Origin of the sequence: Serratia sp. C2(1) (genome assembly GCF_036352655.1) — a bacterium.
In the GTDB taxonomy this organism is placed as follows: Bacteria; Pseudomonadota; Gammaproteobacteria; order Enterobacterales; family Enterobacteriaceae; genus Serratia; species Serratia inhibens.
Window position 1 is genome coordinate 3,077,775 of record NZ_JAZFBA010000001.1, and the last position, 14,904, is coordinate 3,092,678.

Consider the following 14,904-nt stretch of genomic DNA (forward strand, 5'->3'; position numbering starts at 1 on the left):
AGGCAAAAAAAAGGAGCGCCAAACGGCACTCCTTTTTTACTTCACTGAAAACGCAGCGTATTAAGGCAGAATCGAAGGCTGATCTGCACCCTCTTTTTCCACTTTCTGTTGCAGCATGTGTTCGCGTTTCATACCCAGTTTCAACGCCAGCGCGGACGCTACGTAGATAGAGGATACGGTACCGATAGACACGCCGATCAGCATCGCCAACGAGAAGCCCTGCAGCATGGCGCCACCGAAGATGTACAGCATCAGCACCACCATCAAGGTGGTACCGGAGGTCATCAATGTACGGCTCAGCGTTTGGGTCAACGACACGTTCATGATTTCGTAAGGCGTTCCACGACGGATCTTGCGGAAGTTCTCACGAATACGGTCGGAAACCACGATACTGTCGTTCAGCGAGTAACCGATAACCGACATCAACGATGCGACAATGGTCAGGTCAATCTCGATATGGAACAGCGACAGCACGCCCATAGTGATGATCACGTCGTGCGCCAGCGCAATAACCGCTCCCAGCGCCAGGCGCCATTCGAAGCGGAAACCGACGTAGATCAGGATACAGATCAACGCCACCAGCAGCGCCATGCCGCCGGTCTGCGCCAGTTCGCTGCCCACGCTCGGGCCGACGAACTCGATGCGCTTCACGGTGGCGTTTTTATCCACCGCGTCGTTGATCACGCCGATCACTTTATTGCCCAGTTCCTGGCCTGCCGTGCCGGTCGCCGGTGGCATACGCACCATCACGTCACGGCTGCTGCCGAAGTTCTGAATAATCGGGTCCTGGAACCCGGCTTTTTCCAGCGTATCGCGCATCAGATCGAGGTTAGCCGGTTTTTCCAGGCTGATTTCGATTACCGTACCGCCGGTAAAGTCCAGACCCCAGTTAAACCCGCGTACCGACATGGTGGCGATTGACGCGACCAGCAGCAGCAATGAGATGCCGAAGGCCACGTAATCCCAGCGCATAAAGTCATAGACTTTACGGCCGTAGTTGAGTTGTTCAACAGTATAATCCTGTGCCACAACGCACTCCTCAGATAGACAGCTTGTTAATGCGTTTGCCGCCGTAAAGCAGGTTGACGATGGCACGGGTACCGACAATCGCGGTGAACATGGACGTCGCCACACCGATTGCGGTGGTAATCGCAAAGCCCTTGATCGAACCGGTGCCCACTGCGTACAGAATGATCGCGGTGATCAGGGTCGTGATATTGGCGTCAACGATACTGGAGAACGCGCCTTTATAGCCTTCATGGATCGCCTGTTGAATGGAGCGTCCATTCTTCAGCTCTTCCTTGATACGTTCGTTTATCAGTACGTTGGCGTCGACCGCCACCGCCAGCGTCAGCACGATACCGGCAATGCCCGGCATGGTCAGCGTCGCCCCCGGCAACAGGGACATCACGCCGACAATCAGCACCAGGTTGGCAACCAGCGCCGTCGTGGCGATCATGCCGAACTTGCGGTACCAGACCACCATGAACACGATAGAAGCCACCAGGCCCCACAGACAGGCTTCCAGACCTTGGGTAATGTTCTGTTGCCCCAGGGTTGGGCCGATAGTGCGCTCTTCCACGATCTGGATAGGCGCGATCAGCGCACCGGCGCGCAGCAGCAGCGAGAGCTGACGTGCTTCGTTCGGGTTGCCGATACCGGTGATACGGAAGCTGTTGCCCAAGCGCGACTGAATGTTCGCCACGTTGATGACTTCTTCCTGTTTCACCAGAACCGCACGGCCGTTGGCGTCTTTCTTGCCGCTGTCCTTATACTCCACAAACAGGGTCGCCATCGGCTTGCCGATGTTGTCCTTGGTGAAGTTGGACATCGCAGTGCCGCCGGCGCTGTCGAGCGAGATATTAACCTGCGGCTGGTTGTATTCGTCGGTGCTGGAGGTGGAGTCGGTGATGTGGTCACCGGTCAGAATCACACGCTTGTACAGCACTACCGGCTGGCCTTCGCGCGTGTTTTTCACCTCGGAATCACCCGGTACACGGCCGTTGGCCGCGGCGGTCGTATCCGCGTTGGTGTTGACCAGACGGAATTCCAGCGTAGCGGTAGCGCCCAGGATCTCTTTGGCGCGCGCAGTATCCTGAATACCCGGCAATTCAACCACGATACGGTCAGAGCCCTGGCGCTGCACCAGTGGTTCGGCAACGCCGAGCTGGTTAACGCGGTTACGCAGGATAGTGATGTTCTGCTGCACCGCATATTCGCGCGCTTCGCTCAGACGAGCATCCGTCAGGCTGGCTTTCAGGGTGTTGATGCCATTGGCTGAAAGCACCAGGTCGCGCTGACGCGGGGTAATGTAGCTGATGGCCTGATCGCGAGCGGCATCGTCACGGAAGCGAACTTCCACGCCGTTGTTGTCCAGCTTGCGGATAGACGCATAAGGAATGCCCTTTTCACGCAATTCGCTGCGCAGGGTATCCATGGTTTGTTCCTGCAGCTTGCCCAGCGCGGTGTCCATGTCCACTTCCATCAGGAAGTGCACGCCACCACGCAGGTCCAGGCCCAGTTTCATCGGTTCGGCGCCCAGCATGGCCAACCAGGCCGGGGTGGCCGGGGCCAGGTTCAGCGCAACGACGAATTTGTCGCCCAGTTCCGCCATCAAGGCTTCACGGGCACGCAACTGAACGTCAGGATCTTTAAAGCGAGCCAGGATGGCGCCATTTTCCAGCGCAATCGATTTGCTCGCGATATTGTCTTTTTCTAATACGGTACGGACTTGGTCCAGCGTAGTTTCACTGGCGGCGACACCGCGCGCGCCAGTGATTTGTACAGCCGGATCCTCACCATAGAGGTTGGGAAGCGCATAAAGCAGACCGACGATGATCACGACGATCAGCATCAGATACTTCCACAAAGGATAACGGTTTAGCACGGCAATTCCCTTCGGGAAAACAAAATTACAGGGCCTTCATGGTACCTTTCGGCAGAACGGCCGCCACGAAGTCACGCTTGATCATCACTTCCGTGGTGTCGTTCAGCGCAATGGCGATGATGCCGGTGTCAGCCACTTTGGTCACGCGGCCAATCAGGCCACCGGTGGTCAGCACTTCATCACCCTTGCCAATCGAGTCCATCAGCTTCTTGTGCTCTTTAGCGCGTTTTTGCTGTGGGCGCAGGATCATGAAATAGAAAATCAGACCAAACACGACCAGCATAATGATCAGAGAGTACGGGCTTCCCTGAGCCGGGGCCCCTGCGGATGCGACGGCGTCAGAAATGAAAAAGCTCATTGAAATTCCCTCATTAAGTTATCAATTATTAATTCAAGCGTTTAAAGGTGGAATCGGTTTGCCGATCCGACCGTAGAAATCCGTAACAAACAGCTCTAATTTACCCTGTTCAATAGCCTGGCGTAAACCCGCCATCAGGCGTTGGTAGTGGCGCAGGTTATGGATGGTATTCAATCGGGCACCCAGTATTTCGTTGCAACGATCGAGATGATGCAAGTAGGCACGACTGTAATTGCGACACGTGTAGCAATCACAGTATTTATCCAGCGGAGAAGTATCATCCTTGTGCTTGGCATTACGGATTTTTACCACACCGTCAGTCACGAACAAGTGGCCGTTGCGGGCATTACGCGTTGGCATCACGCAGTCGAACATATCGATGCCGCGACGCACGCCTTCAACCAGATCTTCCGGCTTGCCTACGCCCATCAGGTAGCGTGGCTTATCTTCCGGAATTTGCGGGCAAACATGTTCGAGAATGCGATGCATATCCTCTTTTGGCTCGCCTACAGCCAAGCCGCCAACAGCGTAACCATCAAAGCCGATATCCACCAGCCCTTTTACTGAAACATCTCGTAAATCTTCGTAAACACCGCCCTGAATAATACCGAATAAGGCATTTTTATTATTCAGTTCGTCAAAACGTTGACGGCTGCGCTGCGCCCAGCGCAGCGACATTTCCATCGAGCTTTTGGCGTAGTCCCAGTCGGCCGGATACGGCGTGCACTCGTCGAAGATCATTACGATGTCGGAACCCAGATCATACTGAATTTCCATCGATTTTTCCGGGCTGAGGAACACTTTATCGCCGTTAATCGGATTACGGAAATAAACGCCTTCCTCTTTAATTTTGCGCATCGCACCCAGGCTGAATACCTGGAAACCGCCGGAATCGGTCAGGATCGGGCCGTGCCACTGCATGAAATCATGCAGATCGCCATGCAGTTTCATGATCTCCTGCCCTGGGCGCAGCCACAGGTGGAAAGTGTTGCCCAGCAGGATCTGCGCGCCGGTCTCTTTCACTTCTTCCGGCGTCATGCCCTTTACCGTGCCGTAGGTGCCGACAGGCATAAAGGCCGGGGTTTCCACCACGCCGCGCTCAAAAATAAGGCGGCCGCGGCGGGCGCGGCCATCGGTTGCTTGTAATTCGTACTTCACAAAACCTCCAGCATCAGAGAAACAGTCTGATGTCGTTAAAACAGGGCCGCGCCAAATGCGCAGCCCGGGGAATCAGGCGCCGACGGACTCGTGTTCCGCCTGCGGGTTACGGCTGATGAACATCGCATCGCCATAGCTGAAGAAACGGTACTGCTCGGCCACCGCCTGTTGATAAGCATGCATGGTGTTTTTATAACCGGCGAAGGCGGAAACCAGCATAATCAGCGTCGACTCCGGCAGGTGGAAATTGGTCACCAGCGCGTCGATCACCTGGTAGTGATAGCCCGGGAAGATAAAGATGCTGGTATCGCCGAAGAACGGCGCAATCAGCGCGTCCTTGCTGGCGTTGGCGGCGCTTTCCAGCGAACGCACGGAGGTGGTTCCCACCGCCACTACGCGCTTGCCGCGTGCTTTGCAAGCCAACACCGCGTCAACCACCTCTTGCGGAACTTCTGCGTATTCCGCATGCATCACGTGCTCTTCGATGGTTTCCACCCGCACCGGCTGGAAGGTGCCAGCACCCACATGCAGGGTAACGAAAGCCATCTCAATGCCCTTTGCGCGCAACGCAGCCAGCAGCGGCTCATCGAAGTGCAGCCCGGCGGTCGGTGCCGCAACGGCGCCCGGTTTCTCGCTGTAAACCGTCTGATAAAGCTCGCGGTCGGCGTCTTCATCCGGCCGATCGATATAAGGCGGCAGCGGCATATGGCCAACGGCATTGAGGATAGTGAACACATCGCGTTCATCATTGAAGCGCAATTCGAACAGCGTATCGTGGCGTGCCACCATGGTGGCGGCAACGCTTTCGTCATCGCCCAGCAGCAGTTCAGCGCCCGGCTTGGGCGCTTTTGAAGCGCGTACGTGCGCCAACACCCGATGATCGTCCAGCACGCGCTCGACCAGCACTTCAATCTTGCCGCCGCTGACCTTGCGGCCAAACATGCGCGCCGGGATCACCCGGGTATTGTTGAATACCAGCAGATCACCGGCTTCCAGATTATCCAGCAGATCGGTGAATACGCCGTGCGTCAGCGCTCCACTCGGCCCGTCCAGCTGCAGCAAACGGCAACCGCTGCGCTCAGGCTGAGGATAATGGGCAATCAGGGACTCGGGAAGTTCAAAGGAAAAATCGGCGACGCGCATCGGTATTCACTTCTTCAATATAAGACTGGTTGGTAAAAAACAAGCGGCCTAGTCTAAAGCCGCAGGCGGTCAGCAGCAAGAAATAAGGAGGATTTGCGCGACTTCGGATACAATGCCCGGATGAACTTCCTTGCACATCTCCATTTGGCTCAGTTGGCGGAAAGCTCGCTGCTGGGCAACCTGTTGGCCGACTTCGTACGCGGCAACCCCGCAGGCGAGTACAATCCCGAAGTCGTGGCCGGCATAATGATGCACCGCCGCGTCGACGTACTGACCGACAGCCTGCCGCAGGTGAAGGTCTGTCGTGACCTCTTCAGCGACGAACACCGCCGCGTGGCGCCCATCACGCTCGACGTGGTGTGGGATCATTTCCTGGCGCGCCACTGGCAACAGTTGGAGCCGTCACTCAGCCTGCACAGCTTTACCCAAGAGGCCCGCAGCCAGATCGTTCCGCATTTGCCGCTGACGCCGCCGCGCTTTCAGAACCTAAACGGGTATTTATGGCAGGAACGTTGGCTGGAACGCTACGCCGAGCTGCCGTTTATCGGCACCGTGCTGGCCGGCATGGCCAGCCGTCGTCCGCGCCTGGCAGCTCTGGCCGGCTCTTTCGCCGACGTGGAGCGCCACTATCATCAGCTTGAAACACAATTCTGGCACTTTTATCCGCAGATGATGCAGCAGGCAAAAGATAAAAAGCTTTAAGCGCCAACCAAAGCCCTTGAAAATGCGACGCTTTGCAAGAAAGTGGGTTTTAAGCCTTGCCCTTTTGCGGGAAAAGGTTATTTTAAAGCCTGCTAAATTTAATCACCGAATTTGATAGGTAAAAGCTATCTCATCGATTGGTCTTTTACCCTTTATTCACCGAGTCTTGGCCCCTATACTGGCCCTTGCTTTTACATCAACCCCTTAACACCTATTACAGGAGTAATTATGGTCCTGGTAACTCGTCAAGCCCCTGACTTCACTGCAGCTGCCGTACTGGGCAGCGGCGAAATCGTTGAAAACTTCAACTTTAAGAAGCACCTGAACGGCAAACCAGCCGTGCTGTTCTTCTGGCCGATGGACTTCACCTTCGTATGTCCTTCTGAGCTGATCGCTTTCGATCATCGCTATGAAGAGTTCCAGAAGCGTGGCGTTGAAGTGGTTGGCGTTTCATTCGACTCAGAATTCGTTCACAACGCATGGCGTAAAACCCCTGTCGAAAATGGCGGCATCGGTGAAGTGAAATACGCTATGGTTGCTGACATCAAGCGTGAAATTCAGAAAGCTTACGGTATCGAGCACCCAGAAGCCGGTGTTGCACTGCGCGGTTCTTTCCTGATCGACAAAGACGGTGTGGTTCGCGCTCAGGTTGTTAACGACCTGCCAATCGGCCGTAACATCGACGAAATGATCCGTACCGTTGACGCGCTGCAATTCCACGAAGAGCACGGCGAAGTGTGCCCGGCTCAGTGGGAAAAAGGCAAAGCAGGTATGGGCGCATCTCCAGACGGCGTAGCTAAATACCTGTCCGAGAACGCTTCCAAGCTGTAATTTCAGCCTGCAAGTGAATCAACCGGCCCTCGCGGCCGGTTTTTTTTGCTCTTTTTTAGGGCAGTCTGCCCGCAATTCGGGCTTTATTTCCCTGTTTCCGCTCACATTTCCCACCCTGAACACCGCGTATTACCTCACCTGTAGCTACTATAAATAACGCTGGCTCGCTCTTTGCAGGGCAAAACGGCAAGCCAATCACAATAAGAACACTGACAGGGTAGGAATAACTATGTTTTTACAGAAATGGAGCAAGCCGCTGACCATGGCGGCGCTGCTGGTCAGCAGCAGCCTGTACGCCGCCTCCAACCCGGCGGTCGAAGCCAAAAATGGCATGGTAGTGACATCGCAACATCTCGCCTCGCAGGTGGGCGTCGATATCCTCAAGCTCGGCGGCAACGCCATCGATGCCGCAGTGGCGGTCGGCTATGCGCAGGCGGTGGTGAACCCCTGCTGCGGCAATATCGGCGGCGGCGGTTTTATGACGGTACACCTGGCCGACGGTACCGACACCTTTATCAACTTCCGTGAAACCGCCCCGGCGGCGGCCAGCGCCAACATGTATCTGGACGCCGAAGGCAACGTGAAAAAAGGCGCCAGCCTGTATGGTTATCTGGCGGCGGGCGTGCCGGGCACCGTGCTGGGCATGGAAACCGCACGCCAGAAATACGGCAAGCTGAGCCGTGAGCAGGTGATGGGGCCGGCGATCAAACTGGCGCGTGAAGGTTTTGTGCTGACCCGTGCCGATACCGATATTCTCGACACCACCGTCGCCCGCTTCAAACAGGACCCGGAATCCGCCAAAATCTTCCTGCGCCCGGACGGCACCGCACTGCAACCGGGCGACCGTCTGGTGCAGAGCGATCTGGCCAACACCCTGGAAGCCATCGCCAAAGACGGCCCGGACGCCTTCTATAAGGGCAAAGTCCCGCAGGCCGTGGAAGCCGCAGCCAAACAAGGCGGCGGGATCCTGACGGCCGCCGATTTCGCCAGCTATAAAGTCACAGAAACGCCGCCCATTACCTGCAGCTACCGTGGTTATAAATTCGTTTCTGCACCGCCACCCAGCTCCGGCGGCGTAACGCTGTGCGAAATCCTCAACGTGGTCGAAGGTTATGATCTGAAAAGTATGGGCTTCAACTCGGCGGCGGCCATTCACACCCTGACCGAAGCAATGCGCCACGCCTATATGGACCGTAATACCTACCTCGGTGACCCGGAATTCATCAAAAACCCGATAGATCGCTTGGTCAGCAAGAGCTACGCCGAAGAGATCCGCAAGAAAATTGTTGCAGACAAGGCCACGCCGTCGGAGAACGTGCAGCCGGGCATGGAACCCCACGAGAAACCGGAAACTACCCATTATTCGATTGTCGATCATGACGGCAACGCCGTCTCCACTACCTATACCGTCAACGGCCGCTTTGGCGCGGTCGTGATAGCACCGGGTACAGGTTTCTTCCTCAACGATGAAATGGACGATTTCACCGTTAAAGTCGGCGAGAAAAACCTGTACGGACTGGTGCAGGGCACCGCCAACAGCATTGCCCCCGGTAAGCGCCCACTATCGTCGATGAGCCCGACGCTGGTGACCAAAGACAACAAAATCTTTATGGTGCTCGGCTCGCCGGGCGGATCGCGCATCATCACCATTACCCTGCAAACCGCACTGAACGTGATCGACCACGGCATGGCGCCGCAGGAAGCGGTGGATGCACCGCGTATTCACCATCAATGGCTGCCGGACGAAGTGTATTACGAGCAGCGTGGCGTCTCCGCCGATACGCTGAAACTCCTCGGCAGCATGGGTTACAAGATGGTCGAGCAAACGCCGTGGGGCGCCGCCGAGCTGATTCTGGTGGGTTTGCCGGGTGCCGCGGGCGTCAGCCCGGCCAATTCCGGCAACGACTCAGCGGTATCCGGCAAGGTACGCGAAGGTTATCTGTACGGTGCCAATGACGTGCGCCGCCCGGCGGGTTCAGCGGTAGGCTATTGATCTTATAGAAAGTGTAAACGCACACTAACTTTATCCGGGGCCGGCCCGTCGGCCCCGTCACCGCTTTACCCTATCCGACGCCACAAAGTGACCGATTCTTCGCCCAGTTGCAGCGTCATGCCGCTTTGCTCTTCTCTCAGTTCACCGAGCCCTTCCAGCCGCTGCCATTGGCCTGCGGCCAGCAGCGGGCTGTACGGCAATGTCACTTCACCGCTGCCGCCACGCTGTAACGCCACCAGCACCTGCTCCCGCTGATAAATGCGCACGAATGCCAGCGTTTCACCGACGGCATGCAGCACCTGACAACCACCGCGACGCAGCGCCAGGCTCTGTTTGCGCAGCGCCGCCATACGCCGGCACAACGACAGCAGGCTCTGATCCCACTGGTTCTCATCCCACGGGAACGGCTTGCGGCAGAACGGATCGTTGGCGCCATCCAGTCCAATCTCGTCGCCATAATATAAGCAGGGAACGCCAATCCAGCTCATCAGCCACACTGCCGCCATCTGCATGCGCGCCTGATTGCCCTGCAACAGTGTCAGGAAGCGCGCAGTATCATGGCTGTCGAGCTGGTTAAACTGAATCAGTTGACTGCCGTGCGGCAACCCGGCACGGTAGCCGTCCATCCACTGCGTACAGTCCGCAGCATCGATCTGCACCGGATGATGCGCCACGTCCAACCCGGCAAGGAATCCCCGCACCGGCAGGGCAAAGCCCATGTAGTTCATCGCCGCGTCTTCCACGCCGGCATGCAGCCAGCGGCGCGCATCGCCAAAGTGTTCGCCCAGCACGTAGGCCTGCGGATTTTCCTGTTTGACCGCCTGATAAATGCCGGCCAGATGCCGCAGGTTACCGGTAGCGCCACCGTTTTCCCCCAGCATATGCACTACGTCCAGCCGCCAACCGTCAATGCTGTACGGTGGGCGCAACCAATGACGCACCACGCTATCGTCGCCGCGATAAATCGCCTCGGCCACCTGAGGTTCGGCAAAATTGAGTTTCGGCAGGCTGGCGTTGCCTTTCCAGTCCAGCGCCCGGCCGTCAGGGTAGAAATTGAACCAACCGCGGTACGGTGAATCCGGGTGGTGACAGGCGCCGTTGTCGCCCTGCTGGTGACGATCAAACCAGGGATGGGAATCGCCGGTATGGTTAAACACCCCGTCCAGCACCAGTTTCATCCCCACCTTGTGAGTACTTACTCGCAAACGCTGCAAGGCGGCGTTGCCACCGAAATAGGGATCGACCTGGTAATAGTCTTCGGTATCGTATTTATGCACGCTCGGCGCGGTGAAAATCGGGTTCAGGTACAACGCCGTAACGCCCAGTTCCTGCAGGTAAGGCAGTTTTTGACTGATGCCATCCAAATCGCCGCCATAGAACGTGGAAGCGGCATGCCGGTCTTCCAGCGGATGCTGCCAGTCGCGACGCACCACGTCGCAACCGGCCGCCTGATGGCGATAGCTGCCGTTCTGGATACCGTGCTCGCCGCCGCTGCTGGCGAAACGATCGGGGAAAATTTGATAAAATATCTGATCCGCCACCCAGGCCGGGCTGCGGTCAGGTTCGTCGAGCGCAAACTGCGCCAGTTGGCCCGGCGGGTTCGATGCCCAGCCCTGCGGCCCGAACCATTGCTGACGATCGGCCCACACCAGCTTGAAGCAGTAGCGCCGTGTGGCCTCTCCTTCGTTCAGCGTCAGGCTGGCCTGATAGCGCCACCGGCCCTCAACGCCCTGCGCTTTCATGATCAGCAGCCATTCTTCGTTATCCGGCTCGGCGCGTAAAAACACCCTTTCAGGCAAATCATCACCCTGTAACCACAGCGTGATATCCAGGCGTTGTCCCTTCTTCACCACGAAGGGCGGGACCGGTTGATGCCAGGCGTTAAGCATACTGTTCTCCTGCTGTACAAAACGAAATCGACGACGTTATTCAATGCCACGAACAATGCCACGTTGAGTGCAAGTCCCCCTCCTCTTTGGCCGGTAAACTCGGGGAGGAGCCGGGGGGTGGAGATAGGCAGCCGACGGCAACCCTATGTAAAAAAGGGTAAACAGCCGCACATTATGGCCCGCAGCCATTAGGCTAACGTCTTTTGAGTGTATTGGATATTTTTTGCGCATTTTTTTAAAGGAGCGATAATGCAACAACAGATAACACTGTGGCTGGAGAAATTCGGGCTGGAATTCAGCGGGGTGATGTCTCTGCTGATGGTGCTGGGGCTGATCGTCCTGATTTCAGTGGTTATCCATCTGGTGCTGCATCGCGTGGTGCTGGCGCCAATCCAGCGCCGTGGCCAGCAGTCGCAGCGCGTATGGCAACAAGCGCTCACCCAGTACAAGCTGTTTCAACGCATGGCGCTGTTGCTGCAAGGGGTCATCATCAATCTGCAGGCGGTGCTGTGGTTGCACGCCGGTGGCGAGACACAGGCATTCATCGTCACCGCCGCTCAGGTCTGGATCATGGCCTTTGCCCTGCTGTCGCTGTTTTCGCTGCTGGATACGCTGCTGGCGGTGCTGCGCCAGAGCCCGCTGTCGAATCAGCTGCCGCTGCGCGGCATTTTCCAGGGGCTGAAGCTGGTAGCCGCCATTCTGATCGGCATCATGATCGTTTCATTGCTGATGGGCAAATCGCCATTGCTGCTGCTCAGCGGCCTGGGTGCGATGACCGCGGTGCTGATGCTGGTGTTCAAGGACCCCATCCTCGGGCTGGTGGCCGGCATACAGCTTTCCGCCAACGACATGCTGAAAATCGGCGACTGGCTGGAGATGCCGAAATACGGCGCAGACGGCGCGGTCACCGACATCGGCCTGACCACGGTAAAAGTACGCAACTGGGACAATACCGTTACCACTATTCCCACCTATGCGCTGATCTCAGATTCCTTCAAGAATTGGCGCTCAATGTCGGAATCCGGCGGGCGACGCATCAAGCGCAGCATCAATATCGACACCACCAGCGTGCATTTTCTGTCCCCGGAAGAGCAACAGCGCCTGAATCGCAATCCGCTGTTGCAGCGTTATCTGAACGATAAAACGCAAGAACTGAGCCAGTATAATCAGCAGAGCGCCGTGGATCTCAGCTCGCCGCTCAACGGCCGCCGCCTGACCAACCTCGGCACGCTGCGCGCCTACCTGGTGGCTTACCTGCGCGCTCACCCCAATATTCATCAGAGCATGACGCTGATGGTGCGCCAAATGGCACCGACGCCGGAGGGCTTGCCGCTGGAGATTTACGCCTTCACCAATACCACGGTATGGGCGGAATACGAGAGCATTCAGGCCGATATCTTTGATCATATTCTGGCGGTGATTAACGAGTTCGATCTGCGCGTGCATCAAACGCCCACCGGCAACGACATGCGTAGCATGCTGAGCCAAATGCGAGCGGCGACGGACGTTTCCTGACGCAGGCTGACGTAATTATGTCTGCTGGTAATAATTCCCTGCCGATTGCCAGCAGATGTCTCAAGGCGCTTTTCTTTTGTGATTAAAGCGGCATTAATGTGCCTTTCCTCCTGCCGCACAGAAGAAGAGACGCCTTTGCTGACATCGTTAAAACACCGATTGTTTACCCTGCTGGCCACCCTGATGTTTATCGGCTGCCTGCATAGCGCCTCGCTGGATGAAAGCCGCATGAGCCGCACGCTGCAACCCTCGCTAAGCGCCCTCAGCAGCAGCATGCAGGATATCCGCGAAGTGCTGGCCCGCTGCGCCGGCGAGGGCAAGGAAGAACGACTGTGCGACAGTAGTTTGCGCGTTGAAGCACGCGCCTCGGGTGATGATGAACCGGAAGATAAAAGATAAAAAAACACCGGCTCATGGCTAATGCCGGTCAGTTAAGCCTGACTGGCATTTTTTTATCCAATCTCTGTGCGCTCCGTGCAGGAGGAATTGCCCTAAATATCCCGCATTTCTCTGCTACCGCAATGAACGGCAATTGGAGGGGCCGAAGGCGCGGCCCCTCCACCCGCGCCTTCGCTTAACACCGTCTGTCCGCTGCGCGCCAGGGTCAACACCCGAATCGGCTGCCACCGGGCAACGTTGGATATTGCGTTATGAAAGACAATGAAAATAGTGAGTTGAGCAGGGTGTTGGGCGCCCTTGAAGACGTCGAACGCAGGAGCGGCGCATAGGCGAAACCGCCATGGACGGCGGTTTCAGGCGAGACAGGCAGGGACGCCTGTCGTAGCCGGCCGTGATGCGCTGTGACGGAGGGAGGGGCGTTGGCGCAGCCAACCGTCTGATAGGGCAAAGGCGCGGGTTGCAAGGGGCCGCGCCTTTGCCCCTTGCTCGGTCGAGGCGAGTGAGCTTCATGGTGCATCTCACATTTACCGACCGAAAACTTCACGAACACCTGCAAAACAACGCTAACTGACCAGCATTAGGCTCATGGCCGGTGTTTTCATTTTCAATCCTGCTGCTGCGCCAGTACCGCCCGCTTCTTCTGGCGGTTGACCTTGAAGTAATAACCCGCCAGCAACACCGCGACCCACACCAGACCGGCGTAAAGCGATACGCGGGTGGTTGGGAAGTAGCCAATCAGGCCAATGATGAACGCCAGGAAGATAATCGCGACCACAGAGGTGAACACGCCGCCGCGCAGCGGGAATGCCAGTTTTTTCACCTGCTCTTTGCTCAGGCTGCGACGGAAGGCAATTTGCGAACACAGGATCATGATCCACACCCACACGGTGGCGAAAGTAGCCAACGAGGCAATCACCAGGAACACGTTTTCCGGCATGATGTAGTTGAGATACACCGCCAGCAGCAGCGCCAGCATCATCACCAACACGGTGACCCACGGAATGCCGCGCTTCGACACCTTGCTGAACATCTTCGGCGCATGGCCCTGCTCGGCCATCCCGTGCAACATGCGGCCCACACCGAACACATCGCTGTTAATCGCCGACAGCGACGCGGTGATCACCACAAAGTTGAGGATGCCCGCAGCCACGGTAATGCCCATGTGCTGGAAGGTCAGCACAAACGGGCTGCCGTTGGTGCCCACCTGATTCCACGGATAAATCGACATGATGACGAACAGCGTACCGACATAGAACACCAGAATACGCCACGGCACCGAGTTGATGGCCTTCGGAATCGACGTTTTCGGGTCCTTGGCTTCGCCGGCGGTAATACCGATGATCTCGATGCCGCCGTAGGCAAACATCACCAGTTGCAGCGACAGGATCATGCCGATAAAGCCGTTGCTGAAGAAGCCGCCGTTGGACCACAGGTTATGAATGCCGGTCGGTTGCCCGCCGTTGCCAATCCCCCAAATGATGATGCCGATACCGGCGGCGATCATGATGATGATAGTGGCGACCTTGAAGAACGAGAACCAGAACTCCAGCTCACCGAACACCTTCACGCTCATCAGGTTGATGGCGCCGATCACCAGCACCACGCTCAGCACCCAAATCCAGTGCGGCACCTCGGGGAACCAGACGCCCATATAAATGCCGAACGCGGTCACGTCGGCGATGGCGACGATCAGGATTTCAAAACAGTAAGTCCAGCCGGTGATATACCCGGCCATCGGGCCAAGATAGTCCTGCGCATAACGGGAGAACGAGCTGGCCTGCGGGTTGTTGACCGACATCTCGCCCAGGGCGCGCATGATGATAAAGGCGACGACGCCGCCAATCAGGTACGCCAGTAAAACGCTCGGGCCGGCCATTTTAATGGCGTCCGCCGAACCGTAGAACAGGCCGGTGCCGATGGCCGAGCCGAGAGCCATAAAGCGGATATGACGCGTACTGAGACCACGCTTCAGCTTATTGGCCGCGGGGGCGGAGGGTGACTGTTGTTGCATGAAAATAACCCGTGTTTT

General features: G+C 57.0%; 12 protein-coding genes. 5 read left to right on the forward strand and 7 right to left on the reverse strand.

Annotated elements, in window-relative coordinates:
- Positions 1–60: 60 nt before the first annotated feature.
- The 5 genes from secF to queA all read right to left on the reverse strand — a co-directional run bounded on the left by secF (position 61) and on the right by queA (position 5,546).
- Positions 61–1,029 carry a protein translocase subunit SecF gene (gene secF, locus V2S86_RS14515; protein WP_037432251.1) on the reverse strand — a complete coding sequence of 323 codons (969 nt, stop codon included), beginning with the start codon at positions 1,027–1,029 and terminating at the stop codon, positions 61–63.
- Between the two features lie 10 nt (positions 1,030–1,039).
- On the reverse strand, positions 1,040–2,887 hold the full coding sequence (gene secD, locus V2S86_RS14520) for a protein translocase subunit SecD (RefSeq protein ID WP_330762959.1): 1,848 nt from the start codon (positions 2,885–2,887) through the stop codon (positions 1,040–1,042).
- Positions 2,888–2,912: 25 nt separating this feature from the next.
- Positions 2,913–3,245: a preprotein translocase subunit YajC gene (gene yajC, locus V2S86_RS14525; protein WP_004949246.1), complete on the reverse strand. Its 333-nt coding sequence runs from the start codon at positions 3,243–3,245 to the stop codon at positions 2,913–2,915.
- Between the two features lie 33 nt (positions 3,246–3,278).
- On the reverse strand, positions 3,279–4,403 hold the full coding sequence (gene tgt / locus V2S86_RS14530) for a tRNA guanosine(34) transglycosylase Tgt (protein ID WP_330762960.1): 1,125 nt from the start codon (positions 4,401–4,403) through the stop codon (positions 3,279–3,281).
- Positions 4,404–4,475: 72 nt separating this feature from the next.
- Positions 4,476–5,546 (reverse strand): tRNA preQ1(34) S-adenosylmethionine ribosyltransferase-isomerase QueA, encoded by a 1,071-nt coding sequence (gene queA, locus V2S86_RS14535; protein WP_004949242.1) that lies wholly within the window; start codon positions 5,544–5,546, stop codon positions 4,476–4,478.
- A 120-nt stretch (positions 5,547–5,666) separates the two neighbouring features.
- On the opposite strand from queA, the gene V2S86_RS14540 reads away from it, so the two are divergent.
- From V2S86_RS14540 to ggt, 3 genes are all read left to right on the forward strand, one after another.
- Positions 5,667–6,248, forward strand: a complete 582-nt coding sequence (locus tag V2S86_RS14540) for an ACP phosphodiesterase (protein WP_330762961.1) — start codon at positions 5,667–5,669, stop codon at positions 6,246–6,248.
- 228 nt (positions 6,249–6,476) lie between these two features.
- Positions 6,477–7,079: a peroxiredoxin C gene (locus V2S86_RS14545; protein WP_004949238.1), complete on the forward strand. Its 603-nt coding sequence runs from the start codon at positions 6,477–6,479 to the stop codon at positions 7,077–7,079.
- 229 nt (positions 7,080–7,308) lie between these two features.
- On the forward strand, positions 7,309–9,072 hold the full coding sequence (gene ggt / locus V2S86_RS14550) for a gamma-glutamyltransferase (protein ID WP_330762962.1): 1,764 nt from the start codon (positions 7,309–7,311) through the stop codon (positions 9,070–9,072).
- A gap of 65 nt (positions 9,073–9,137) precedes the next feature.
- Here ggt and malZ read toward each other — a convergent pair whose 3' ends face one another.
- The gene (malZ, locus tag V2S86_RS14555) at positions 9,138–10,961 is read right to left on the reverse strand and encodes a maltodextrin glucosidase (protein ID WP_330762963.1); all 1,824 of its coding nucleotides are present in this window, start codon (positions 10,959–10,961) and stop codon (positions 9,138–9,140) included.
- Between the two features lie 249 nt (positions 10,962–11,210).
- Between malZ and V2S86_RS14560 the strand changes: the two genes are divergently transcribed.
- Together V2S86_RS14560 and V2S86_RS14565 are read left to right on the forward strand one after the other, a co-directional pair.
- Entirely contained in the window at positions 11,211–12,476 is a 1,266-nt protein-coding gene (locus tag V2S86_RS14560) for a mechanosensitive ion channel family protein (RefSeq protein ID WP_330762964.1), read from the forward strand.
- Between the two features lie 135 nt (positions 12,477–12,611).
- Positions 12,612–12,875, forward strand: a complete 264-nt coding sequence (locus V2S86_RS14565; protein WP_330762965.1) for a hypothetical protein — start codon at positions 12,612–12,614, stop codon at positions 12,873–12,875.
- A 604-nt stretch (positions 12,876–13,479) separates the two neighbouring features.
- Here the strand turns inward: V2S86_RS14565 and proY are convergent.
- On the reverse strand, positions 13,480–14,886 hold the full coding sequence (gene proY, locus V2S86_RS14570; RefSeq protein ID WP_330762966.1) for a proline-specific permease ProY: 1,407 nt from the start codon (positions 14,884–14,886) through the stop codon (positions 13,480–13,482).
- Positions 14,887–14,904 lie beyond the last annotated feature (18 nt).